Source organism: Paenibacillus sp. N22P23 (assembly GCF_059383735.1).
The window spans coordinates 256,553-282,431 of the sequence record NZ_JBXENT010000004.1 but is presented as its reverse complement, the minus strand read 5'-3'; the positions used below and the strand labels follow the sequence as shown (position 1 = coordinate 282,431).

The following is a 25,879-nucleotide window of genomic DNA, read 5'->3' as shown; positions in this document are numbered from 1 at the left end:
CGGGAGGAATCCGCATGATCCAGGATCGAACGTTCGGAAGCCGGCTGTTCGGCAGCGTCAATTTCATCCTGCTTATGATTATATCGCTCGCCACCGTTCTTCCGTTCCTCCATGTCGTGGCAGGCTCGTTAACGACTAGTGCGGAGATGGCGGCCAAAAAATTCATCATTTTCCCAAGCGAGATTAGCTTCGAAGCCTATCGCTTCGTCTTCTCGACAGGCACGATTTTCCGGTCGATCACGGTATCCGTAATGGTTACGCTGCTCGGCACTGCGTTTAGCATGTTGATCACTTCCTTAATGGCGTATGGCTTGTCTCGCAAGGATTTGGACGGCCGCAGGGCGATCATGTTTCTGGTCGTCTTCACCATGCTGTTTCAAGGCGGGCTGATCCCGACCTTTCTTGTCGTAAAGGAGCTGCATTTGATCGATACGTATGCCGCTCTCGTGCTGCCGCTGACCGTCAGCGCGTTTAATATGATCATTCTCCGCAATTTCTTCCAGAACATCCCGGAGGGATTAGAGGAATCGGCCAAAATGGACGGCTGCAGCGATTTCGGCATTTTGTTCAGAATCGTGCTCCCGCTGTCGATGCCGGCCATCGCGACGATTTCGCTATTCTATGCGGTGACCTATTGGAACACCTACCTCAATGCAATTCTGTACTTGAATGACAGCAGCATGTGGCCCATCCAAGTTCTGCTTCGCCAGATTGTCGTGTTGGCGAGCGGTCTGGATTACAGCTCGAGTCTTGACGGTGCTGTTCCTCCCCCGGACCAGGCTGTCAAAATGGCCGTTATCGTTGTGGCTACGCTGCCGATTCTGGCCGTATACCCGTTCCTGCAGAAGCACTTTGCCAAAGGTGCGCTTCTAGGTTCGATGAAAGGCTGAGTGCAGAGATGGATCACACTACAAGCAAACGGAGGAGCTGCGATGAAAATGGAGGTAAGCTTAAGAACGCCGATCGAATGGGCGCGCTACGCCTGCGATTCGATTATGGACATATATAGGCCAGAGGAGCTTCCACCTGCACGCCGGTGGCACTATCATCAAGGGGTATTCCTATGCGGGATGGAGATGCTCGCGGAACGAGTGAGCGAGCCGAGATACGAGGCGTATATCCAAGGCTACGTTGACGGATTGGTAGACGATTACGGGAATTTGTACGCAGCGCGTGATGAATTGGATGCCATTCAGGCTGGCTTACTGCTGTTCCGGCTGCAGGAACGGACAGGCAAGCCTAAGTATAGGCTGGCGGCTGACCGGCTAAGAGGCTTGTTTGACACGTTCAACAAGACGAAGGAGGGCGGCTTCTGGCATAAGGATAAATATCCTTATCAGATGTGGCTCGACGGATTGTATATGGGCGGCGTATTTGCGCTCAAGTACGCCCGTGCGTACCGAGATGACAGGCTGATAGAGATGGCGCTGCTGCAGGAGCGGCTCATGCGCAAAGCGATGAAAGACGAACGCACCGGGCTTCTCTACCATGCTTGGGATGAAAGCCGCGAGATGCCGTGGGCGGATAAGCAGACGGGCTGTTCGCCTGAGTTTTGGGGAAGATCGCTTGGCTGGTATGGACTGGCCTTGGCCGAATTTATGTCCAACCTGGGGAAAGATGAGGAAGCATACGCACAACTGGCGGAAGTTCAGCGGGATTTCCTTCATTCTCTGATCGGTTATCAGGATAAGTCGACCGGCTTGTGGTATCAGGTGGTGGATAAAGGCCATAACGATGATAATTGGCTTGAAACCTCATGTACGAGCTTATTCGTGTACGCCATTGCAAAAGCCATTCAGCAAGGCGTCATAGGTGACGAATGCTTGGAAGCAGCATGGAGCGGGTATCACGGGCTAATCAGCCGCATGGAGCAGGACGACCAAGGGCGGCTCGTCATACCCGATATCTGCATCGGGACATCTGCCGGCGATTACGAGAACTATGTGACTCGCCCAACCAGCAGGAATGACCTGCACGGAGTTGGCGCTTTCGTCATGGCATGTACGGCGATGAGCGATTTATTGGACAGAAACCGATGAAGGAGCTGATGTAGATCATGTCGATCTTCGATATAACCCAATTTGGCGCGATCGGAGACGGAATCTTTGACAATAGCGAAGCCATTGCCGCAGCGGTTGAGGCTTGCTCGGATCTGGGAGGAACGGTCTATATACCGGCGGGCCGATTTCTAACCGGAAGAATCGAGCTGAGAAGCCGGATGACCTTGGAGCTGGAAGCAGGCGCAGAACTGTTGTTCCACGCGGAGTTCGACCGTTATCCGCCTGTTCCGACGAGGTGGTCGGGGTATGAATGCTTCGCGTTCTCCCCGCTGTTGCACGGAAGAGGCTTGAAGCATGTCACGATCAAAGGGCAAGGCGTCATCGACGGACAGGGGAATTCCTGGTGGCAGGCGAATCGCGTACTGCGGCAAGGCGGTCAAATCACAAGCGACGTCGCGCAGAAGCTGGCGGTACTTAATGAGACGCTGATCCGTTCATGCGGGAGCAATATCGTCGAGTGGGAGTCCCAGTTTCTCCGTCCGCCTCTGCTGCAATTGATAGATTGCGAGGATGTCCGAATCGAAGGGGTCACGCTGCAGAACTCTCCTTTTTGGAATGTGCATCTGGTCTATTGCCACAATGCATCTGTGCACGGGGTTACGATCCGCAATCCGCATGACGCCCCGAACGGAGACGGCTTGGATATCGATTCCTGTTCCTATGTACGCATTTCAGATTGTCATTTCGACGTCGGTGATGACTGTCTATGCATCAAATCGGGTATTGATGAAGACGGGAGAAGAGTCGCCAGGCCATCGGAAAATATTACGGTGGCCAATTGCACGATGAAACGAGGTCATGGCGGCATTGTGATGGGCAGTGAAATGGCAGGCGGCATTCGTAATGTGGTCATAACCGGCTGTATCTTCATCGGCACGGACCGCGGTATCCGAATGAAGACGAACCGCGCCAGAGGCGGATATATCCGAAACATACTGGTCAGCAACCTCTATATGGAGAATGTGCTGTGTCCGTTAACGATCAATTGCTACTATCGCCATGGCGTCGATAAGTCCGACTCGTTGGTAGGCAGTGCCGAGGCTATGCCTGTAACGGAATCCACGCCTGTCATCGAACATATCCGAATTAGCAACGTAACGGCTATGCGCTGCCGAGCTTCGGCAGGTTTCCTGTATGGGCTGCCGGAGATGCCGATCCGCGATGTGCAGCTCAATCAGGTACATATCGAAATGACAGTGGATCCTGGTGAAGTCGGGGATGAGCCCGATATGGTATTCCATACAATCGTCGCGGCAGGTGAAGGGATGTTATGCAAGCATGTCAAGGAGCTGGAACTCAACGGCGTGCGGATCGAAACAAGACAAGGTCCTGCGCTGCGGTTAGAAGACAGCTGCGATATTGAAGTGAAGGATTTTAAGATGAAACGGGTTCATCCGAATACGCCAAATATCTTGGTTGTACGTTCGGTGAATGTAAGCAGAATGCCGGAAAGCTGCACTCACTTGAGCTAACGTGCAGCTTTCCTAGCCGAGCCATGGATTCGATCCATGGTTTTTCTATTTCATCACTTGCTTGCCGCCGATCTCATCTTGCATGCAAGGCAAGAGATGATGAATAATAACGGGATATAGACATAGATGAAATAAAATCCTAAGTCATTAATGACCGTTCGAAATGCATCGATCTTCATTCGTTCGTTAAACGTAAGCGAAGCGATGAAAAGGGCTGCCAATAGGACGGGTAATGACAGTCCGGGTTTAATTGCGGCAACTCTCTTCATAATTCGTGTACAGCACCAAATAGGAATGCAAATCGTCGGAATGATAATCATCATCCATATAAAAATTAGAACAAATTCGAACCTTGCCAAGAAGGATAACTCCGTGATTTTCGTCATGGCTAACATAGGCCATAGCGAGTGTTTCAGCAGCCCCTGGCTAAAATACATTAAGGTTATCATCATGATTGCCATATATTTAATTGTTGTGAATAACAAGGAGAAATGAGCCCATTTTTGGCTTTTTTCGGGAGATTTTAAGAAAGGAAAGTAAACGAGCAACGCTTCAAGTCCGAAGAAAATGAAGCCGGAAGCTCTGGAGCCTTGAAGCAAATCAACAAAAGAATGATTGAGCAAGGGCAGTAAAAGATGAAAATCGCCTTGTCGGATCGGGAAGTACAGCCAAAAGAGTAACGGGAGCAGAACCAAATAAAAGAAGTTAAAGCCAGCAACAACCCTGAACCCGCCGGATACGATATAGTAGATGATGCAACTGAAGAGCCCTGCAAGAGCCCATGTTCTGATGTTTGGAAATACCCATACTTGAATGATTTCCATGTAAGCCCGGAAGAAAAATAGAGCCATCAAGAAGTAGTATCCGACTAATAGCAGAGAAATGGCATTGCCTGCGATTTTACCGAAAATGCTGCGATGCAAGTCAATGACGTCTTTAGCCGGCTTACCGAGCATCTTATAAACCATCCAGATAATCAGATGCAAGCTCAACCCCATCATCATAATCGAGATCCAAGCGTCTTGTCCGGCATGCCCGGCAATAAGACTTTGAAAATTGAAAATGGTAGCGGCAGCCTGAGAAGCGCCGATTAAGAAAAATACAAAGTATCCGGAAACCGCGTAGTTTTCCTTGACCAGATTCTGCACTATTGCCCAACCCCTGAGTGTGTGATAATAATCTTCGTTTTAACTTCAAATTCCTGGTTCGGGTAGATTTGTTTATAAAAATGCTTCTCGTTAAACGTTCTATGCTGCCATCTATATTGCTCGCCGAAGCCGACAGGATCGACTTTGTTCTTCTGTAATCGAATTAGCATCTTTTTGATTTCCGAAGATAACTTAGTCTCGATTTGATTTTTTACTTCATGCAAATCGGCTTCTTTCTCTATGTTAATTTTTTTCGGAATCTCTCTAAGCGCTATGGTTAATTTGAGGGATATCGTCGTTTTTCCATTTTGCGCTGTGGCTATTTTTCGCTTACCATGCAGAATAATCAAGGAATACATCTCTTCAGTACCGGTCTTGAAATCATATTCGCCAGTCAAGGCTTTATTTTTAAGCAGCTTTAGATATAATCCTTCTTCGGCCGTTAACCATAGCTTCAATTCGTCTCCTTTGAAGACGCAGACACCATCCATTTGCAATATGCCCTTATCTGTATTGATAACGGGTAAATAAACATCCTGCCCTTCTCCATAATACTGATTTAAGAAGGAATGATAATTGCTCTTCGGCGTGTTCCCATTCTTCATGTTGTGTTCGATTAGCTCCGACAAATAAAACGGCGGCTTTTTAGAGGTATCGGATATGATTGAGCTTGCATGTTGTTTGGTAATGACAATCGTAGCATTGCTGCTTTTGAGGGATTCTCGATTGATGATGTCGGCAAACTCATCGATGGATTCTCGGGCGAATGGTTCGCTGAGGACCAGTGTGCGCATTTGACCGATTTCGGTAGGCTGCGAAGACTTGGCCGTTAGGGCTGTGAAAATCCCGTACGTCACGTCCGACTCCGCAGTTATCGGGGCGGATTGTTCCCGGGCACCTCTTATATATGAAGGAAAAGAAGCACTTATTTTAATTTTCTTCCCGTCCTTGTCTACCCCAATGCTTTGGAGAATATTAATGCGGTCGACTATCCGTTCTTGCGCGCAACCGCATAATAGGCAACAGCAGAGAAAAGCTGGGATAAAGCCTTTCATTATTTCTTCCTCCTACCCGCACAACATTATTCATTATTATAGTCGTCTTCGATATCTTTATTTTTTTTAACGGTATATCTTTGTGTCGAGAGCGGGCGCAACGTGACAAATCTTTTAGAAGTAAGGGTGAAGGAAGAGCGTATAAAACTGTCGCTGAAACTGTTAGGGCGAAAAGGGAACAGGGGCACGATATATGGCATACCGAGCGATTTCAAACGCAATAAATGGCATAAGATCAACATTAACCCAATCATGATGCCTAAACCGCCCCACAAGGATGCCAAGATAATTAATGGAAAACGCAAAAATCGTATCGTGTTCGAGATTTTAAAGATAGGCGTGGTAAAGGAAGCCAGTGCCGAAAGAGACACGATGATGAGCAAAATATTACTGGTTAAACCGGCTTGCACCGCTGCTTGCCCAAGTATGATACCCCCTACAATGCCCAGCGTTTGACTGACTTTTGTAGGCAATCTGGACCCGGCTTCGCGCAGCAGCTCGATGGTTATTTCCAAGAACAGTACTTCCAGCATCGGAGGGAAAGGAACGTTCGTTCTGGATTCGATAATCGGACCTAACAGATCCCGGGGAATAACGGTGTAATGAAAGGTAAGAATCGCAACATATAAGGAGCTAGCCAGAATGGAAAACGTAATTCCAAAATAACGAATGAGACGAAAGAACGAGCCCATTATCCATGGCAAATAGTAATCTTCGGGAGAGATTAAAAAGCTGAATAAGCTCGTGGGTCCCGTAATAATAGAAGGAGAACCGTCGCATAGAATGGCTACTTCCCCGTTTATCAATGCATACATGATTCTGTCAAGGCGTTCACTGGACAAGAATAACGGGAAAGGTGAATTCGAGTTGTCGGTAATAAGCAATTCCAGAAGAGAAGTTTCAAACACTACGTCAAAATCGAGATCCAAGAGTCTCTGCCTAGCCGTATTTACATGTTGAGGATTGGTAATCCCCTCCAGATATGCGATAACGGTTCTCGTTTTTGAAATAGAACCGACGATGAGTTCCTCAAATTTAAGCTTTTCAGTTACAAGTCCTCTTCGAAGTAAAGCCATATTGATATCTATACATTCGACAAAACCGACCTTCGGACCGAGTACGCTGTATTCATTTTCGGTATCATTATGATCACGATGGCCCATTCTTATATCCGAGAGGTTCGCGATAAGTCCTTCATTCAGTTGGGGATCCAGTTGAAGAAAGATTGAACCGTGAGACAAACTTTGTACGATTTCTTCCAGATTTGAAGAAACTTTGATTCCATCAATGGGAATCAAGGCTTTTAAATCATGCAAATTTGTAAGGTTACCATCCGGAAATTGCAAAAAAGAGAGTACATCGTGGTGGAATTGTTCATTGCTGATGAGCGTTTTATAGTAAGAAAAATGGATCAGGTTATCTTTTATTTGCTGAGTTGTTTGTAAGAAATCTGCCGATTTCGAGATTTCACTCAATGCCTTGTGAAGATTTGGGGACATACGACTCACCGCCTATCTACATACAATTAATCCACCTTATTATGGTGTTTCGGTGTTGAGGCTATCCCCCATATTTGACAAAAGAGCAATCGGGCAATGGTTTCCCGGTTGCTCTTGCTGTGTCACAGATGTATGCCATTCATCGTTTCATTTAAGACCGATCAATATAGAAAGGATTTCGTTGCAGCATGAAAAAGCTAACGCAGTATACTTCGATTCTTCTGGGCGTCCTGTTGTTCGTCCTTGTATTTGCCATGGTGCCCGCTGTTCTGCAGCAAAGCTACATGGACGGTTCCATGCATTTCTATTGGTGGGAAGGTATGTCGCGTCTTATCGGCTACATCGAAGGACTTGCTAATGGTCAAAGCTTTATGTATTTAGCCGGCAAAACCGAGCATTCGTTCCTGGAGCAAATCGGAAGCAGCTTCTTCCTTACGTTCTCCTATATGATTGTCGGTGCCTCTATCGGAATGACGATCGGCATTTTGCTTGGCGTTTATTTTGCGGTGACGCGCGCGCGGCGGCTAAAGAGCATGCTGGAACTGTTAGGCGTGCTGCCGGATTTCGTCATCGTCCTGCTCTTGCAGTTTCTGATCGTCTTCATTGCGGACGAAACTGGGCTTGTCGTATTCCAGGTCGCAAGCTTCTCTACGGATGATCCGGCGGTCGCACTACCGTTAATTTCAACGATCATCATTCCTGCGATCTATATGATTCGAAATGTTGCCCTTCACATGAGTCAGACGCTGACCGAGGATTACATCAGTTTTGCGAAAGCACGGGGGCTTGGAAAACGCTATATTATTTTCTTTCACGCGCTGCCTAACGTACTGCCCTTTGTCAAAGCGGATTTGCATAAGTTCATGGGGATCCTGTTCGGGAATGTGTTCATTTTCGAATATCTGTATAATCTAAACGGCGTAACGCTGCTGGTATTCTCCAACGCTTATGCCTATGAAGGTTATCAGTACAACCTGGTCGTGGACGGAATCTTCACGCTGCTGCTGCTCTATGTCATTTTGTTTGGCCTATTGAGAGCTTTGATTTACGGCTGGGAGAAGGTGTTTGCACGATGAATAAAACATTGTTGGCTGGTCTAGTGGTTACACTTTTCATTATCTTAGCTGCCTTCTTCGGCCGCTATATGGCTCCCCATAATCTAAACGATCATCTTACAGTCGATTATGTGGTCGACGAGAATGGCAACGGCATGCTTCTTGCTCCGCCGAGTCCGCCGACAGGCAACTATCCGTTTGGAACGGATAAATACGGTACTGATATGATGGCGAAGCTGCTGGACGGGGCAAAATATACGATTATCGCATCGCTATCGATTGCTGTAACCCGCGTGATTATTGGAGGCGTGCTGGGGATGCTGCTTGGTTTTATCGGAAAAGGCAAGACCTCCGGAGCCAATCGCCTTCCGATCTGGGACATGTTAAACGGCATCCCGATCTTTATTATGGTGTGGATAATCATGATCGGCATTTCCATGAATCCTGCGTCCTCACCTTTTAAGCTGACACTTATCCTTTCCATCGTTCTGGTGCTTGTCGGCATTCCGACAGTCGCATCTACGATGAAAGAGAAAACGATGGTGATCCGCGACAAGCAGTTCGTTCTCTCCGCCAAGTCGATCGGAGCAAGCCATTGGACCATTATTCGTACTCATTTGCTGCCCCACTTAAAGGAAAGCTTCATCATTCTTTACGTTCAAGAGATCGTATTAATTCTGGGCTTGTTCGGACAACTGGCGATCTTCAATATCTTCGTCGGAGGCACGTTCGTGTACAGAAACCCATGGCCCGAACTTCCCGAATATGTGAGCCGCACGAACGAATGGAGCGGATTAATCGGACAAGCACGCAGCAATTTGGATATTAACCAATGGCTGCTGTTCATTCCCCTTCTCCTATATATCGTGTTCATTCTTGGTTTTCATATGATCTCGCTTGGTCTTGAGAAGATGTACAAGCAGAGGTTTTCGAAGTTCTCTAATCTCTAGCAAACAGGAGGCTGCCGTTTGGCAGCCTCCTGTTTGACACCTAGGGTCATTATCATGAAGAATAGTAGAAGAACAAATCATCCATAAACTGCAGGAGGTTATCCATGATTATTGTAAACGCACGCGCTGCATTCAGTCCGGAAGGTTCTTTCAAACCGACCACGATCGAGCGCAGGGAGCTTGAGCCGCATGACGTCCTCATCGAGATTAAATACGCAGGTATTTGCCACTCCGATATCCATTGTGCCCGCGGCGAGTGGGGACCAGTAAACTATCCGCTCGTTCCAGGTCACGAGATTGCCGGCATTGTTACTCAGGTTGGTTCGGAGGTCGTTAAGCATGCCATTGGCGACCGAGTAGGAGTAGGCTGTATGGTTGACTCCTGCAGAGAGTGCGACAGCTGCCATAAGGGAGAGGAGCAGTATTGCCTTCATGGAAATACGGGCACCTATGGCGCAATTGATCGGTACGGACAATATACGCAAGGCGGCTATTCTACCCATATCGTGGTTACGGAAGATTTCGTCGTTCGAATTCCGGATGGCATGGAGCTTGACGCCGCAGCTCCATTGCTGTGTGCCGGCATTACGACGTATTCGCCGCTTCGCCATTGGGGAGCAGTTCCAGGCAAGAAGGTTGCCGTTGTTGGATTTGGCGGACTCGGACATATGGCTGTGAAGCTCGCGCATGCAATGGGGGCAGAGGTTACTGTTCTATCGCAAACATCGAAGAAGAGAGAAGACGGGTTGCGGCTTGGCGCGGACCATTACTATGCGACGGGCGACCCAGAGACCTTTCAGAAATTGGCCGGCTCCTTCGACCTTATCATTAATACGGTGAGCGCCAAGATCGATATCACCGCGTATCTCTCGCTGCTTGCGCTCGACGGTACGCTGGTCAATGTCGGTGCGCCGCCGGACCCGCTGTCCGTTGACGTTTTCTCGCTTATCGGTCATCGCCGGTCGTTTGCCGGATCTATGATCGGCGGCATTCGCGAGACGCAGGAAATGCTTGATTTTTGCGCGGAACATAACATTTCGCCTGAGATCGAGGTGATTTCAGCCGACCAAATCGATGAAGCCTGGGAACGCGTACTCGCATCTGATGTTCGTTATCGATTTGTTATCGATATCAGCACAATGGGGAATGAGACCGCGTAATTTTCTGTATAATGCTCCTCATGTAGACAATACTAGCACGTGGCAATGCTTTCGGATGTCGAGGGGGCCTAGTTGAAAACAATTATCAATTGGATGCTGAAAAAGTCTTGACAAATGCTCGTCCGAGAATTAATATCAGTTTAGAATAATTTCAATTAAATGCTCTATAGGAGGAAACAAACATATGTCTCTAATCGGAAAAGAAATTCTACCTTTCAAAGCGCAAGCATTCCAAGGCGGTAAATTCATCGAAGTATCCGACGCTAACTTTAAAGGTCAATGGAGTGTAGTTTGCTTCTATCCAGCTGACTTCACATTCGTCTGCCCAACTGAGCTTGGCGACCTGCAAGATCAATACGCTACATTGAAATCGCTTGGCGTAGAAGTTTTCTCCGTATCGACAGATACGCACTTCACGCACAAAGCTTGGCACGATAGCTCGGAAACAATCGGCAAAATCGAATACATCATGATTGGCGACCCTACGCACACGATCTCCCGCAACTTCGACGTGTTGATCGAAGAAGCTGGTCTGGCTGACCGCGGTACATTCATCGTCGATCCAGACGGCGTTGTTCAATCCGTTGAAATCAGCGCTGGCGGTATCGGCCGTGATGCAAGCACACTTGTTAACAAAATCAAAGCAGCTCAATACGTCCGCAACAATCCAGGCGAAGTTTGCCCGGCGAAATGGCAAGAAGGCGGCGCAACACTTAAACCGAGCCTTGATCTTGTCGGCAAGATCTAAGGAACGAAGAAAACGATCGACTGCCGCTTTGCATCCCATGGGTGCAGGCGGTTTTTTCTTTAGACAACTGAAAATGGTTCTCAATTAGAAAGCGGCAATCATTGAACATCACTTGGGAGGGAATGTGAAATGGTCTTAGACCCGGAAATTAAGGCTCAGCTGAACCAATACCTTGGATTAATGGAAGGCGACGTGCATATTCAAGTCAGCGCAGGAAACGATCAAGTATCGAAAGAAATGCTTGAGCTGATGGATGAACTTGTCGGCATGACTTCCAGAATTAAAGTCGAGAAGGCAGAGCTGCCGAGAACGCCAAGCTTTAGCGTGAACCGTCCTGGCGAGAATACAGGCATTGCGTTCGCGGGCATTCCACTTGGTCACGAATTCACTTCTTTGGTGCTTGCGCTGCTGCAAGTCAGCGGCCGAGCTCCCAAAGTCGAGCAGGACGTTATCAATCAGATCAAGAGCGTCCAAGGCGAATTCCGCTTTGAATCCTACATCAGCTTAAGCTGCCATAACTGCCCGGACGTCGTGCAAGCGCTGAATTTGATGAGCGTCCTCAATTCCGGCATTTCACATACGATGATCGACGGCGCGGTATTTAAAGACGAAGCCGAAAGCAAGGAAGTCATGGCTGTTCCATCCGTATACTTGAATGGGGAGTTTTTCGGCGGAGGCCGCATGACCATCGACGAGATTTTGGCGAAAATCGGCACATCGCGCGACGAATCCGAGCTGTTTGATAAGAAGCCATATGACGTGCTTGTAGTCGGCGGCGGTCCAGCAGGTGCGAGCGCGGCGATCTATGCAGCTCGCAAAGGAATTCGCACCGGCATCTTGGCGGAGCGCTTCGGCGGTCAAGTCATGGATACGGTCGGCATCGAGAATTTCATTAGCATGAAATACACCGAAGGACCGAAGCTTGCAGCAAGTTTGGAAGAGCACGTGAAAGAATACAACGTCGACGTCATGAAGCTGCAGCGCGCTGTACGTTTGGATAAGAGCGACTTTATTGAGGTGGAGCTCGAGAACGGCGCTGTGCTCAAGAGTAAAACGGTTATCCTCTCCACAGGCGCTCGCTGGCGTAATGTCGGCGTTCCCGGCGAAGTGGAGTTCAAGAATAAAGGCGTGGCTTACTGCCCGCATTGCGATGGTCCGTTGTTTGCCGGCAAGCGCGTAGCTGTCATCGGCGGAGGAAACTCCGGCATTGAAGCGGCGATTGATCTCGCAGGCATCACCAACCATGTCACCGTTCTGGAGTTCGCTCCGGAATTGAAGGCGGACGCAGTTCTTCAAGATCGTCTGTATAGTCTTCCGAACGTAACGGTGTACAAGAACGTCCAAACCAAAGAAATTACAGGTGCGGACAAAGTGAACGGCATTTCCTACATCGAGCGCGATACAGGTGAAGTGAAGCATGTCGAGCTTGAAGGCGTATTCGTTCAGATCGGACTTGTCCCGAATACCGACTGGCTTCCGGATCATATTGAACGGACGCGTTTCGGCGAGATTGTCGTGAACAACCACGGAGCAACCACACTCCCTGGCGTATTTGCAGCAGGAGATTGCACCAACAGTCCGTATAAGCAAATTATTATTTCGATGGGTTCAGGCGCAACCGCGGCTTTAGGAGCCTTTGATTATCTCATTCGTCATTAATTTCATTTCACTTCAGGCCGCCTTGTATCCTGTAGGATGCGGGCGGTTTTTTAACGGATGTAATTGATAATTGTTTTCAATTGGAAGCAGAATAGTATTGACAACCAACTAATTTGTAGTTAATATCAGTTTATAATAATTATAAATAAGATCACATCAGGAGGAACCCACCATGTCTCTAATCGGAAAAGAAGTACTACCATTCAAAGCGCAAGCCTTCCAAAACGGTAATTTCATCGAAGTATCTGACTCTAACTTCAAAGGTCAATGGAGCGTTGTATGCTTCTACCCGGCTGATTTTACATTTGTCTGCCCAACGGAGCTAGGCGACCTGCAGGATCAATACGCAACCTTGAAATCGCTTGGCGTAGAAGTTTACTCGGTATCGACAGATACGCATTTCACACATAAAGCTTGGCATGACAGCTCGGATACGATCGGCAAAATCGAATACATCATGATTGGTGATCCAGCACATACGATCTCCCGCAACTTCGATGTGTTGATCGAAGCTGATGGCATGGCTGACCGCGGCACGTTCATCATCGATCCGGACGGCGTCGTTCAAACCGTTGAAATTACAGCAGGCGGCATCGGCCGCGATGCAAGCACACTCGTTAATAAAATCAAAGCAGCTCAATATGTACGCAACAATCCAGGCGAGGTTTGCCCTGCAAAATGGCAAGAGGGCGGTTCAACGCTTAAACCGAGCCTCGATCTCGTAGGCAAGATCTAAGGAGTGAATGGACGATGGTATTAGACCCGGAAATTAAGGCACAATTAAATCAATACCTAGGCTTGATGGAAGGCGACGTGCTGATCAAAGTCTGCGCCGGCGACGATCAAGTATCACAAGATATGCTTGGGCTGGTGGACGCGATTGCCGGCATGTCTTCCCGAATCAAGTTCGAGAAGGCTGATTTGCCGAGAACACCAAGCTTCAGCGTGAACCGTCCAGGCGAGGACACGGGCATCGTATTCGCAGGCATTCCGCTCGGTCACGAATTCACCTCTTTGGTGCTCGCACTGCTGCAGGTCAGCGGCAGAGCTCCTAAGGTCGAGCAGGACGTTATCGATCGGATTAAGAGCATCCAAGGCAAATACCGTTTTGAGACGTACATCAGCTTAAGCTGCCATAACTGCCCGGATGTCGTGCAGGCACTGAACCTGATGAGCGTCCTAAATGCCGGCATTTCGCATACGATGATCGACGGAGCGGCCTTTAAAGCGGAAGTGGAGAGCAACAACATCATGGCCGTCCCGTCCATTTTCCTAAACGGCGAATTTTTCGGCGGCGGCCGGATGACGATCGACGAAATTTTGACCAAAATCGGCATGACGCGTGATGATTCGGAGCTGTTCAATAAGGAGCCTTATGACGTGCTTGTTGTCGGCGGCGGACCTGCAGGCGCAAGCGCGGCGATCTATGCGGCGCGCAAAGGGATTCGCACCGGCATCGTGGCTGATCGCTTCGGCGGCCAAGTGGTCGATACGCTTGCGATCGAGAATCTGATCGGCATGAAATACACCGAAGGTCCGAAGCTGGCGGCTAGTCTTGAAGAGCATGTGAAAGAGTACAACGTCGACATTATGAAGCTGCAGCGCGCCGTACGGCTCGAGAAGAGTAAACTCTTCGAGGTTCAACTCGAGAACGGTGCCGTGCTGAAGAGCAAGACCATTATTCTCTCCACAGGCGCACGCTGGCGCAATATCGGCGTTCCGGGCGAAGAGGAGTTCAAGAATAAAGGGGTGGCCTATTGCCCGCATTGCGACGGTCCGTTGTATGCAGGCAAGCGTGTAGCTGTTGTCGGCGGAGGCAACTCCGGCGTCGAGGCGGCGATCGATCTCGCAGGCATCGCCAGCCATGTCACCATTCTATCCTCCTCGGAATTGAAGGCGGATGCTGTGCTGCAAGATCGTCTGTACAGCCTTCCGAACTTAACCGTACTGGTGAACGTTCAGACGAAAGAAATTACCGGAATGGACAAAGTGAATGGCATTTCTTACATCGAACGCGATACAGGAGCAGAGAAGCACGTCGAGCTTGAAGGCGTATTCGTTCAGATCGGACTTGTTCCCAATACCGAATGGCTCGGCGATGACATTGAGCGGATGAGTTCAGGAGAAATTGTCGTGGACAAGCGCGGAGCAACCAGCCTGCCAGGTGTATTTGCCGGCGGCGATTGCACGGACAGTCCTTACAACCAGATCGTGATTTCGATGGGATCAGGTGCGATCGCAGCATTAAGTGCCTTTGATTATCTCATCCGCCATTAACAACGTTCTATATTACTTCCAGCCGCCTGTATCCTGATGGATACGGGCGGCCTTTTTATTTTCCTTCCTCCCATGTGATATTCATAATCGACCCACAATTGGCGCATTCTACCTTATGGAGGTGGAAAAAGTGACGAAGATCAATGCTGCACAAACCTATATCTTAATTACGTTCGCTGTCATTTCTTTTTTACAAACCGCTTCTGTAAATCCCGTAATAGGCGCCGGCGGGCGTGACGCCTGGATAGCTGTTGCACTTTCGCTCGTACCTTTTATCGCCTTTTCGTTTATCGTATACGCCGCTTATGACGCGAATACATCCTTAATGGTTGAATCGAAACGCCAAGTCGGTGGCGTTGTTACGGCGATATTCAAAGCGCTGTCTTTACTGTACTTAGCGACCAATGCGTTCATTGATTGCCGAGACATTATATCGTGGACGAAAATTGTGCTGCTTCCGTTTACGCCTAAAATCATCGTTATATTGGCTTTAGTCGGTCTTGCTATGTATCTCGGCGTTAAAGGAATTGAGCCCATCGGCATCGTGGCAACCGTCGTTTTTTTTCCGGTATTCTGCGCTGTTCTTTTTCAAAATCTATTAGCTATGAAATACGTACACTTCAATTTTCTTCGGCCTGTTGGTACAACTCCAATCCCCTCATTGCTGGAATCGATGTGGGATGCTTGGCGTGGAGAGGGGAATATTGCCTTTCTGTTGTTTTTGTCCCATCATACGGACGGCGCTGTCAAAAGGGGGAAGTTTGTATGGAATTGTGTAACGCTGGGAGTTGTAGCCAGCATCATAGCGGCAGTGCTGCTGGCTACATTTGGACCTGTGGAAGCAGCAAGATTATCTTTCCCCATCTATAGCGAAGTTCGATTAATCCAAATTACAGAGTATATCGAGAAGATGGACTTCATTTCCGTGTTCATTTGGATGACATTAACCGTAGTTAATGCGTCTGTTATGTTATTTCTGATTGGTGACATCATTAAACCACAATCCAAACTACCGGTTATCCTTATGGGGTTACTCCTCATTATTGCCTTAGCCATTCCATGGGGGGAATTGAGTTATTTAGCCGTATTAAGCGAGTATTACATTCCTTATTCAGCCTGGCTTGTAGTGGCCATAATCGGGTACGCTTGGGCTATTCGTGTGAGAAAGAAGGTACTTGCATGAACCGAGAGGTAGAAGCCTTAGTTCAAGAAGCGTATGATGTGAAACTGGAGCACATAGGCGAGATCTCATTATTATATTGCGAGAGTTTAGTAAATATGGACAGGCTCAAAACCATCGTCATTCCGAACTGGAAGCAAATGATCCAAAATAACGAATGGAAACCGCTTGAGAAGTCCATCACGGAGGAAATATTCGCAGGGGTAGTCGTTATGTTCCCTGATCAGCTTAAATATGAACTTCATGAGCCGCGAAGCCGAAGCATAGAGGAGTCAACAAGCGAAGTCTCCATTAAAGGTCCAAGGGATGGATTTACAGAGGAAGTTCAAACAAACGTGGCGCTCATTCGCAAACGGATGAAAACAACGTCGCTGAGCTACGAGCAAGTGACAATCGGGAGGCGCGGAAACACGACTGTTGCGCTGCTTTATTGTAAAGACATTACAAATGCTGCGATATTAAAGGAAGTCAGAGCACGTCTTGCCAAAATAGACATCGATGTCCTCTTAGGGGTAGCTCAGTTGGAGGAGTACTTGAGCGATTCGCCAAACTCTATTTTTCCACTTGTTGATTATATCGGACGACCTGATTTTGCGGTTCAAGCGCTTATGACGGGTCGCTTTGTCATTCTCATAGACGGCTCCCCGATGGCCATTATCGGACCGATCAACTTTATGGAGCTCATCAAGTCGCCGGAAGATATTCATTTCCCGTTTTACTATACGATTTTTCAGCGCATGCTGAGATTCGTCGGTCTCCTGGTTGCCATGTTTTTACCGGGCTTCTGGGTTAGTTTATTCGCTTATAATATCGACCAACTCCCTTTTCCGCTCTTGTCGACGCTCGTTACCGCTCGAACGGGAATTCCTTATCCCGCACCGATCGAAACGTTCATTATTCTGGGCTTGTTTGAAATGTTTCGGGAAGCGGGAATCAGGCTGCCGACGGCGGTAGGTCAAACGGTTGCCGTCGTTGGCGGACTTATCATCGGAGATGCCGCCATTCGCTCAGGATTGGCTTCGCCCTCGATGTTAATGGTCACTGCGTCTGCGGTTGTCGCTACTTTCACGCTCGTGAACCAATCCTTAAGCGGAACAGTCACACTCATCCGTATATACGTGCTCTTAGTCTCGTGCATATTGGGTTTGTTCGGATTTTTTATTGCATCGCTTTCCGTTATCGCTTACATGGCCACCTTAAAGTCATTTGGCGTACCTTATCTGGAACCTATAAGTCAGATGAAATTAAAGCCGATTATCATTTCCATCATCAATTTACCTTTTCATATGAAGAGGGAACGCTTCAAGGCGCTCCATCCCAAAGATAAAACCAAGTAGAGGAGAGCTGACCTTGGGCATCAAACTCGGAGCTAAAATAGGCGCCTTACTCCTAATCGTACCTTTACTGCTGACCGGATGCTGGGATTACAAAAACATCGAAGAAGTCCTATACGTAACCGCCATTGGATACGATTACAACAAGGGGAAGACGATTGCGTATATACAGATCATAAGCCTATCCTCTTCAAATTCCGAACAAGGCGGTTCGGGCAGTCAACCGCATATATGGGTGGGGAGAGGGGTTGGCAGAACACCAAGTGAGGCCGTAGGAGATTTGTATAGTACCGCTCAACGTAAGCTCGAATGGAGCCATGTCAGATCTGTTCTGATTTCAGAACGCATGCTTAACCATATGGGATCCAATGGACTCGATTCGTACAAAAGGTATCGAGAGTTTCGATACTCATCGTGGGTGTATGGAACAAAGGAACCCGTGGATCAGGTGTTGAAGGCACAATCCTTTTTTACGCTAAGTCCACTAACCACTTCCATGCAATCGCCGCGAGACAGCCACAGCCAACGTTCCATCTATCCGATGCTCACCTTTCAAGAATTAATACTCGGCATGCTTGATCCCGGGTATACAACTGCAATCCCTGCCTTATCACTGGATACCGAGAAGTGGTCCAATGATCAAAACAAACGTGACCCTCACCTTAAAATAGACGGTATTTTCGTGATGGACGAAACCAAGTCTCAGGGATATCTTTCAGAAAAACAGATGATGGGCCTGCGGTGGTTTGAACCCGATATGATCCGTACACCTGTACCAGTCACGCATGGCGTCGTATCCATGGAGAAAGCGAAATCGAAAATTACATTCACCCGGAAAGGTGACGAGGTTTTATTTACGGTTGATATAAGTACTCATGGGAATATCGTCGAATGGATGAGCGATGAAGGAGAAGAGTCGGCAGTCGCAGGTGAAGTCACTGCAAACATTGAACGCGAGATAAGGGATACTTACGTGACCAACATTAAGAAAGGGATTGATCTGTACAACTTCAGGCATCACCTGTTTCAAGGCAGGGTAAAGAACTGGAAAACGATTACGATCAATAAATCCTCCTTAAAGGATGTAAACGTGAAGGTCTATATCGATCATGCTGGTAAAAGAACGATCTAATGAAAAACGCCTAAATGGCGTTTTTTGTCCTTATAGTTCAAATGAATGTCTTGTTACGTTAACGACAGTTTGCTCACTAGGCGTTAAGATTAAAGAAAGCGCTATCACTAATTTGTTTGGGGAGGTCTTTACTGTGTCTGCGAAGAGAGATTATAGCCTGACTGGACCGGAAAATAAACGAGCACAAGAAAGAGGATTAGCATCAGCGGAGGATTGGTATAAGAGCCCGATTCCGCGCCAGCGTCTGAAAGAGCTAATGAAACGTAAGGATGGACCTGCTATTCGCGATACGATTCTGATGTTTGCATGGCTTATCGGTACAGGAGTTCTTGCTTATTATTCTTGGGGATCATGGTGGGCTATACCGGCGTTTGCCTTATACGGAGTCAGCTATGCTTCAACTGCTGATTCACGGTGGCATGAATGCGGTCATGGCACGGCGTTTAAGACAGCATGGATGAATGATGTCCTGTATCAGATTGCTTCCTTCATGGATTTAAGAGCTCCTATCCCATGGCGCTGGAGCCATGTGAGACACCACACCGATACGTATATCGTAGGGCGCGACCCGGAAATCGCGATGTCCAGACCGCCGGTTTGGCGCATTATTTTCGGGGAAATTGTTCATATCTATGGGGGATCGAGAGATCTTAAAGCCATTATCACGCACTGTTTCGGGAAGCTGACTGCGGCAGAGCATGATTATGTTCCGGCGTCCGAAATGAGGAAAGCCGTTTGGATTTCGCGAATCTGGGTACTTATTCTAGCAGGTATCATTGCTTGGTCGATCGTAATCGGTAGTATGCTGCCGCTTATGTTTGTTGGTCTTCCGACCTTCTACGGCCCCATTCTGCTGCTGTTAGTAGGTCTGGCTCAGCATTTGGGTCTCAGGGAAGATGTGCTGGATCATCGTTTGAACACGCGCACGATTTATATTAATCGTTTCTTTCGATTCCTATACTGGAATATGAATTATCACATCGAGCATCACATGTTTCCGATGGTGCCCTATCATGCGCTGCCTGCCCTGCATGAGGAATTGAAATTTGACTATCCGGCACCGAGTCCGAGTCTATGGGCAGCGCTTAAAGAGGTCATTGCTGCGCTGATTAAACAGAAGGAAAATCCTGATTATGTAGTGGATCGCCCGCTGCCGGCTACTGCGAATCCGTATTATTACGGTGTGCAATCGGTCAAAGCAGATGCAGAGATAGCGTCTAACCATTAAGCCTCATGCCTCATCTCGCATTCCTCGTCTCCCATTCCGCGAAAATCTAACGAACCGTAGGGGCGTTATTGGGCCGAATTTCGGGGCTTTGAGAATCTAACGAACCGTAGAGGCGTTATTTGGGGACAATCTGCTCTCAAATACTCCAAAACCGTCAAATAGAGCCCCTACGGTTCGTTAGAAATATTTCGGAGCCGTTAATGGACAAATAAGAGCCGTACGGTTCGTTAGAGCATTCTGCATGACATTCAGACTGAGGAGGCTGCCAATCGGCAGCCTTTTTGTGCTGCTAGGTTCACATCGGCCGCGAGTGGGTAAGTATTAGTTTGCCGAAGAGAAAGTGAATATGGCAGATTATTCTTCTCATTATTCTCACTTTATTCTCATTATTTAAACGAATTTATACTTATTCAGTATGCAAAAGCACCATAGTGGATACTACTTAGGGGAGTTGTTTGCGCTAAATAATGTAAATAATCTTTAAATTTTAGTTAAAGTGATGAATTTCTAATTGCTTATAGTCCTACTTCATTGCGTTTCTCTCTAATCCTATTTGGGTAATGAGGCCCAAGTGGTTGAAGCTTCACGAACAGTTCCAAATGTCGCAGTTGAGAATCGTTCTCGATCCATGCGCAGCGCGCTATTATCAAGTTTTATCTCTTACAAAAAAATTACAAGATCTAACCTCGCTCGTTAGATATGTGCTTCGTATTCGACAAATACGTGTATCAGCTATTGAGTCCAAGGTCACTGTTTACCTGTAAACATTGGGTTAACAAAATCGGTACTCCTGCAGTATGTCCATGTCCATGTTCTCAAGGTATGTTGAGATTAGAAGCCGACTGTCCGAATTTGGATATCTATGACGAAAACTTACGATTCTCTCATAATTTTCAATAGAGTGATAAGAAAGGTGATGATAACGATGGCAATTCAGATCGAATCAGAACGATTCTTAATCGAGGAGCGTAACCGGATTGCTGAGGAACTGCATGATCGTGTTTCTCAGCATTTGTTCGGTATCATTTACGCCATTCAGTCGATGAAATGTGACTGTAACGGAATGAATAACGACCGGACTCAAGAGCAGATGCAAGAGCAGATGCAAGAGCAGATGCAAGAAATTCAAGAAGCGGCGCTGGCTGCTTCCCGTGAACTGCGTGCATCGATTTACAATCTGAGCTCTCGTGAGAGCGATAAGAACGACAATGCTTCCTGGATCAGTATCGTAAAATCACATCTGGCCAATCAGGCCAAGTTGAACGGTGTCCAAATCTGTATCAACGCACCTAACTCAGACAACCGCATTTCCATAAACCATCAAAAAGCGCTGTATCGGATGATCCTGGAAGGGGTAGGCAACGCGATCCGTCACGGTGCGAGCAGCAGCGTAACGATTAATTTGACTGTGGAGCAGCGCATCGTCAGACTCTCCATCGAGGATAACGGCCGCGGTTTTAATCCATGGCTGCTGAAGCCAAGCAAACCGGATTCAGGCTTCGGCATATCCAATATGCGCAAACTAGCCGCATCGCTAGGCGGCAAATATGAGATTAGCAGTAAGCAAGGGAGTGGGACCGTGATTCGGGTCTTGCTGCCGTTACCGTTAACCGGCGTTCATAAAGCAACTGGCCAAACTACGAAAAGCGGGTGATCGATTTGAGAATCGTACTTGTGGATGACCATCATGTGGTCCGCAAAGGCCTGATCGCCGTACTGGCGCAGGAGGAAGGAATCGAAATCATTGGAGAAGCTGAGACCGTCGAAGAGGCGGTGCAGCTGATAGAAACGACGGAGCCTGATCTTGCCATAGTGGACATTCGACTTGGAGATCAATGTGGTTTTGATGTGGTCGAACAATTCCGTCTTCATTCATGCCGTTTCATGATGCTCACTTCATCTGCGGCGGAAGCGGACATTCGCAGGGCAGAGGAGTGCGGTGCCGACGGATATGTACTCAAGGACTCCATGCCTGAGGAGCTGCTGCTTGCGATCAAGCTAATTGATCGTGGACGAAAGTACTTTGACCAAGGGCTTATGGACGTCCTGATCCGAAAGGATCCAGATGATCCGCTTGAGAAGCTGACACCGAAGGAGCGCAATGTGCTGTCCTCACTATGCGAGGGATTGTCCAACAGTGCTTTAGCGCAGAAGCTGATGATAAGCGAGTCTACGGTCAAGAAGCACATCAGCAACATCTTTCAAAAACTAAATGTGAATGACCGCACACAAGCTGCTCTTTATGCGCAGTCGCGGGGAGTAGCAGCATACGCATCGTCGGATGAGCTATCCGGAACCACTTAAGAGCGGCGACAGCCGCTCTTTTTGTTTGTCCAATGGCGCATATGGTACGAAAGTATAATCCCGGTTCATCCATTGAGTCGGCTAGGCGTACAACTTGAGATGAAACAAAATCATCCTGATGAGCAATAGTCTTGAAGCGTAAAGTCGCTATACAATTAAATTGCACCGAGATATAGCCTAACCACGAAGGGGAGGGCTGATCACGAGAAGGCAGACTGAAACACTTAAATATATCTGAATATTCAGACAAAAAAGCAGTGTTCAATCCCCAACTATGAACGCGGTATCGGAGGAAATAGCTTTGGAATTACAACGATATTGGAGCATTGTCAGAAATAAACTGTGGATGATCGCTTTGCTGGTAATTGTCAGTTGCACGCTTGTCGGCTACTACACGAGCCACTTCGTGAAACCGCAGTATGAAGCTTCGACGAAGCTGATCGTAGGTCAGAGCAAGGACGTGGATCCGAACCAATCAAACATCGATGTCGGTTCCATCAACTCCAATATTCTGCTGATCAAAACCTATAAAGAAATTATCCGGACGCCGCGCGTCATGGAGAAGGTCGTAAAGGAGCATCCGGAGCTGGGCGTAAGTGCAGGCGAGCTTGCTTCGAAAGTGAGTGTCAGCTCCATCAATGATACACAGGTGATGACGATTACCGTCCGAGATCAATCCTCTGAGCGAGCAGCCAATATGGCTAATGCGATGTCGGAGGTCTTCCGGCAAGAAATTCAGACGCTCATGAAATTGGACAATATAGCGGTTCTGAACTTGGCTGATCCATCGGAGCCTCGGGGTCAAGTATCGCCTAACCCGGCGATGAACGTAATGGTCACATTCGTACTGGCATTGATGGCCGGTATCGTAGCTGCTTTCATTCTGGATCAGCTGGATAACACGGTTAAGACAGAGGAAGACGTTCAGGAACAGTTCGGAATTCCGGTGCTTGCGGATATCCCGAGAATAAAACGAGGCGATAAGGCTGCAAGCGGCCATAATGCTCAGATGAAGCCTCTGTCAGGGAGGAAGAACAATGTCTCGCTTGATGCATAAAAGTCGGAATCTCGTTACCGAGAATAATCCGAAGTCGGCCGTCTCCGAAATCTATCGCAGTTTGAGGACGAAAATCACCTTCTCGAATCAGGATACAGCGATGAAGACCGTCATGATCACGTCGGCTCTGCCCGGCGAAGGCAAGAGCACAACAGCAGCCAATGTTGCGGTGGCCTATGCTCAAGCGAGCAAGAGAGTGCTGCTCATTGATGCAGACCTTAGAACACCTGTACAGCATCACATATTCGAGCTGTCGAACGACCGTTATGGGTTAAGTACGGCGTTAGCCGGTGTCAGCGAGTTTGAAACGGTTATTCAGCAGACGAGCATCGAGAATCTCTATGTGATGAGTGCAGGGCCGGAACCGGATGGTCCGTCAGAGCTGCTAGACTCGCCAGAGATGACGACTCTGCTTGAGAAGACAAAGGAGCGGTTCGATATCGTCATCATCGATACGCCTCCGATTATGACGGTTACGGATGCACTGATCATCGCCAGCAAGAGCGATGGTGTCGTGCTTGTCGTGAAACCGGGAAAAGTGAAGAACGATATAGCGGTAAAAGCAATGGCAGCGCTGGAGTATGGGCGTGCAACTGTCATCGGAGCTGTCCTCAATCGCGCAGGCCGGTAACATAGCATCTATCAGCCGGTTTAAAGGAAATGTCTCCTGCTCCTCTATCACCGGAGGCACTCGGTTATGCTGTGGGTCAATCGGCCTTAGACGTTCATCGTCAGTGGTATGACGTGAGGAAGGGTTCAATGCCCTACTCTATTTTTAGAAATTCTAAGAATTTATATGTTTCACGTTATAAATGAGCTTAGAATTCTCCGGAATGAAACGCTCTGCACCGCCGAATGAACGGCGACAGTCGTTTCACCTTGGCCGTTTCTTCTTATCTAGAAATACGAGCTATGTTTTACTCTAGGGCGAGAAAACATAGCTCGTGTTTTTAGAACACGACATAGATATAGAAATAAATTGGATAGGGTGAGATCAATGAAAAAAGTGAGAAAAGCGATTATCCCTGCGGCTGGACTCGGTACTAGGTTTCTACCCGCAACCAAAGCAATGCCCAAAGAAATGCTTCCGATTGTCGACAAACCGACGATCCAGTACATCGTGGAGGAAGCGATCGCATCCGGGATAGAAGACATCATAGTCGTCACGGGCAAAGGAAAACGTGCAATTGAGGATCATTTCGATATCGCCTTTGAGCTTGAGCATACGCTCGAGGAGAAAGGGAAACACGATATCCTCCGTAAGGTACAGCAGTCTTCAAACGTAGAGCTTCACTATATCAGGCAGAAAGAGGCAAAAGGTCTCGGGCACGCCGTATGGTGCGCGCGCAATTTTATCGGCGACGAACCATTCGCAGTGCTGCTCGGCGACGATATTGTCAAAGCTGATGTTCCATGCACCAGGCAGCTCATCGAACAATATGAGCGGACTGGGAAATCGGTTATCGGCGTTCAAGCCGTAGGCGCTCACCAAACCGACCGTTATGGAATCGTAGATCCACTTGATAGATCCGGACGGCTGTGCACGGTCAAACGTTTCGTGGAGAAGCCGCCATTTGGACAAGCGCCTTCTAATCTAGCGATTATGGGACGTTATATTCTAACGCCGGATATCTTCGAATATTTAGGCCGTCATGAGACGGGAGCAGGCGGGGAGATTCAATTAACCGATGCGATTCAGAAGCTGAATGAGGATTCTGGCGTATACGCCTACGATTTCGAAGGGACTCGCTACGATGTTGGCGAGAAGCTCGGATTCATAATGACAACCATAGATTTCGCGCTCGGAAACCGCGAGCTGCGCTATCAATTAATAGAAGAGCTGGAGGAAATCCTCGAGCGGGAAAGAGCGAGTGTATCTCATGAATCGACGATATGATCAGGAAGCTGTCATGAAGGTGTCGGAACATAGGGCTTTGCAAACGTACAACAATTTGGTCTTCTATACGATAGTCAAACGAGTAATTGATATAACCTGCGCGCTGCTCGGATTAATTATCCTGCTGCCGTTGTTCTTGCTCATTGTGCTCCTGATAAAGCTGGAGGATCCGAGAGGTTCAGCGTTCTTCTATCAGACCAGGATTGGCAAGGACGAGAAACCCTTCAAGATGTACAAGTTCCGCTCGATGGTGTCAAACGCGGAGGAGAAGTTGAAAGAGCTGCTTGATCAGAATGAAATTCAAGGCGCGATGTTCAAGATGAAGGATGATCCACGCATTACGAGGGTCGGTAAATTCATCCGGAAAACTAGTATCGATGAGCTTCCTCAGCTTGTTAATGTGCTCAAAGGAGACATGTCGCTCGTCGGCCCCAGACCACCGCTGCCGAGGGAAGTCGCAGAGTACTCGGAATACGACAAGCTCAGGTTGACCGTGACATCGGGCTGCACCGGCTTATGGCAGGTCAGTGGACGCAATGAGCTGAGCTTTGAAGAAATGGTAAAGCTGGACTTGGAATATATCCAGAAAAGAAGCGTAATCGGCGATTTGAAAATCATTTTTAAAACCTTCAAGCTGCTGCTTGGTGCGAAGGATGCTTTCTGA

The 25,879-nt window shown here is 48.0% G+C and carries 23 protein-coding genes; 20 read left to right on the top strand and 3 right to left on the bottom strand.

Annotated features, from left to right (window positions below; translation table 11 throughout):
- The first annotated feature begins 14 nt into the window (after window positions 1-14).
- From AC506A_RS19390 to AC506A_RS19380, 3 genes are read left to right on the top strand one after another with little or no spacing between them, the layout of a single operon-like run.
- On the top strand, window positions 15-890 hold the full coding sequence (locus AC506A_RS19390) for a carbohydrate ABC transporter permease (RefSeq protein ID WP_495462650.1): 876 nt from the start codon (window positions 15-17) through the stop codon (window positions 888-890).
- A gap of 42 nt (window positions 891-932) precedes the next feature.
- Window positions 933-2,039: a glycoside hydrolase family 88/105 protein gene (locus tag AC506A_RS19385; RefSeq protein WP_495462649.1), complete on the top strand. Its 1,107-nt coding sequence runs from the start codon at window positions 933-935 to the stop codon at window positions 2,037-2,039.
- A gap of 17 nt (window positions 2,040-2,056) precedes the next feature.
- Window positions 2,057-3,532 carry a glycoside hydrolase family 28 protein gene (locus tag AC506A_RS19380; RefSeq protein ID WP_495462648.1) on the top strand — a complete coding sequence of 492 codons (1,476 nt, stop codon included), beginning with the start codon at window positions 2,057-2,059 and terminating at the stop codon, window positions 3,530-3,532.
- Window positions 3,533-3,585: 53 nt separating this feature from the next.
- On the opposite strand, the gene AC506A_RS19375 is transcribed toward AC506A_RS19380, so the two are convergent.
- From AC506A_RS19375 to AC506A_RS19365, 3 genes are read right to left on the bottom strand one after another with little or no spacing between them, the layout of a single operon-like run.
- The gene (locus tag AC506A_RS19375; RefSeq protein WP_495462647.1) at window positions 3,586-4,680 is read right to left on the bottom strand and encodes a GerAB/ArcD/ProY family transporter; all 1,095 of its coding nucleotides are present in this window, start codon (window positions 4,678-4,680) and stop codon (window positions 3,586-3,588) included.
- Complete coding sequence (locus AC506A_RS19370) at window positions 4,680-5,735, bottom strand: Ger(x)C family spore germination protein (RefSeq protein ID WP_495462646.1); 1,056 nt, start codon at window positions 5,733-5,735, stop codon at window positions 4,680-4,682. The genes AC506A_RS19375 and AC506A_RS19370 overlap by 1 nt, the downstream gene beginning before the upstream one ends.
- Before the next feature lie 26 nt (window positions 5,736-5,761).
- Window positions 5,762-7,234, bottom strand: coding sequence for a spore germination protein (locus AC506A_RS19365; protein WP_495462645.1), 1,473 nt, complete (start codon window positions 7,232-7,234; stop codon window positions 5,762-5,764).
- A gap of 188 nt (window positions 7,235-7,422) precedes the next feature.
- Here AC506A_RS19365 and AC506A_RS19360 point away from each other — a divergent pair, with 188 nt between their 5' ends.
- From AC506A_RS19360 to AC506A_RS19280, 17 genes are all read left to right on the top strand, one after another.
- Window positions 7,423-8,310, top strand: coding sequence for an ABC transporter permease subunit (locus AC506A_RS19360; protein ID WP_495462644.1), 888 nt, complete (start codon window positions 7,423-7,425; stop codon window positions 8,308-8,310).
- Window positions 8,307-9,239: an ABC transporter permease gene (locus tag AC506A_RS19355; protein WP_495462643.1), complete on the top strand. Its 933-nt coding sequence runs from the start codon at window positions 8,307-8,309 to the stop codon at window positions 9,237-9,239. The genes AC506A_RS19360 and AC506A_RS19355 overlap by 4 nt, the downstream gene beginning before the upstream one ends.
- A gap of 104 nt (window positions 9,240-9,343) precedes the next feature.
- Window positions 9,344-10,399, top strand: a complete 1,056-nt coding sequence (locus AC506A_RS19350) for an NAD(P)-dependent alcohol dehydrogenase (protein WP_495462642.1) — start codon at window positions 9,344-9,346, stop codon at window positions 10,397-10,399.
- A gap of 184 nt (window positions 10,400-10,583) precedes the next feature.
- Window positions 10,584-11,147, top strand: a complete 564-nt coding sequence (gene ahpC / locus AC506A_RS19345; protein ID WP_495462641.1) for an alkyl hydroperoxide reductase subunit C — start codon at window positions 10,584-10,586, stop codon at window positions 11,145-11,147.
- Window positions 11,148-11,276: 129 nt separating this feature from the next.
- Window positions 11,277-12,806: an alkyl hydroperoxide reductase subunit F gene (gene ahpF, locus AC506A_RS19340; RefSeq protein WP_495462640.1), complete on the top strand. Its 1,530-nt coding sequence runs from the start codon at window positions 11,277-11,279 to the stop codon at window positions 12,804-12,806.
- Between the two features lie 172 nt (window positions 12,807-12,978).
- Complete coding sequence (gene ahpC, locus AC506A_RS19335) at window positions 12,979-13,542, top strand: alkyl hydroperoxide reductase subunit C (protein ID WP_495462639.1); 564 nt, start codon at window positions 12,979-12,981, stop codon at window positions 13,540-13,542.
- Window positions 13,543-13,556: 14 nt separating this feature from the next.
- Complete coding sequence (gene ahpF, locus AC506A_RS19330; RefSeq protein WP_495462638.1) at window positions 13,557-15,083, top strand: alkyl hydroperoxide reductase subunit F; 1,527 nt, start codon at window positions 13,557-13,559, stop codon at window positions 15,081-15,083.
- A 130-nt stretch (window positions 15,084-15,213) separates the two neighbouring features.
- On the top strand, window positions 15,214-16,266 hold the full coding sequence (locus AC506A_RS19325; protein WP_495462637.1) for a GerAB/ArcD/ProY family transporter: 1,053 nt from the start codon (window positions 15,214-15,216) through the stop codon (window positions 16,264-16,266).
- Window positions 16,263-17,600 carry a spore germination protein gene (locus AC506A_RS19320; protein ID WP_495462636.1) on the top strand — a complete coding sequence of 446 codons (1,338 nt, stop codon included), beginning with the start codon at window positions 16,263-16,265 and terminating at the stop codon, window positions 17,598-17,600. Before AC506A_RS19325 ends, AC506A_RS19320 begins: the two co-directional genes overlap by 4 nt.
- Window positions 17,601-17,613: 13 nt before the next feature.
- Complete coding sequence (locus AC506A_RS19315; RefSeq protein WP_495462635.1) at window positions 17,614-18,729, top strand: Ger(x)C family spore germination protein; 1,116 nt, start codon at window positions 17,614-17,616, stop codon at window positions 18,727-18,729.
- Window positions 18,730-18,862: 133 nt separating this feature from the next.
- Entirely contained in the window at window positions 18,863-19,957 is a 1,095-nt protein-coding gene (locus AC506A_RS19310) for a fatty acid desaturase family protein (RefSeq protein ID WP_495462634.1), read from the top strand.
- Window positions 19,958-20,882: 925 nt separating this feature from the next.
- Window positions 20,883-21,611 (top strand): sensor histidine kinase, encoded by a 729-nt coding sequence (locus AC506A_RS19305; RefSeq protein WP_495462633.1) that lies wholly within the window; start codon window positions 20,883-20,885, stop codon window positions 21,609-21,611.
- Between the two features lie 5 nt (window positions 21,612-21,616).
- Complete coding sequence (locus AC506A_RS19300; protein ID WP_495462632.1) at window positions 21,617-22,261, top strand: response regulator; 645 nt, start codon at window positions 21,617-21,619, stop codon at window positions 22,259-22,261.
- Between the two features lie 301 nt (window positions 22,262-22,562).
- Entirely contained in the window at window positions 22,563-23,318 is a 756-nt protein-coding gene (locus AC506A_RS19295; RefSeq protein ID WP_495462631.1) for a YveK family protein, read from the top strand.
- Entirely contained in the window at window positions 23,299-23,949 is a 651-nt protein-coding gene (locus AC506A_RS19290) for a CpsD/CapB family tyrosine-protein kinase (protein ID WP_495462630.1), read from the top strand. The genes AC506A_RS19295 and AC506A_RS19290 overlap by 20 nt, the downstream gene beginning before the upstream one ends.
- Before the next feature lie 366 nt (window positions 23,950-24,315).
- Window positions 24,316-25,215 (top strand): UTP--glucose-1-phosphate uridylyltransferase GalU, encoded by a 900-nt coding sequence (galU, locus tag AC506A_RS19285; protein ID WP_495462629.1) that lies wholly within the window; start codon window positions 24,316-24,318, stop codon window positions 25,213-25,215.
- Window positions 25,216-25,228: 13 nt separating this feature from the next.
- On the top strand, window positions 25,229-25,879 hold the full coding sequence (locus tag AC506A_RS19280; protein WP_495462835.1) for a sugar transferase: 651 nt from the start codon (window positions 25,229-25,231) through the stop codon (window positions 25,877-25,879).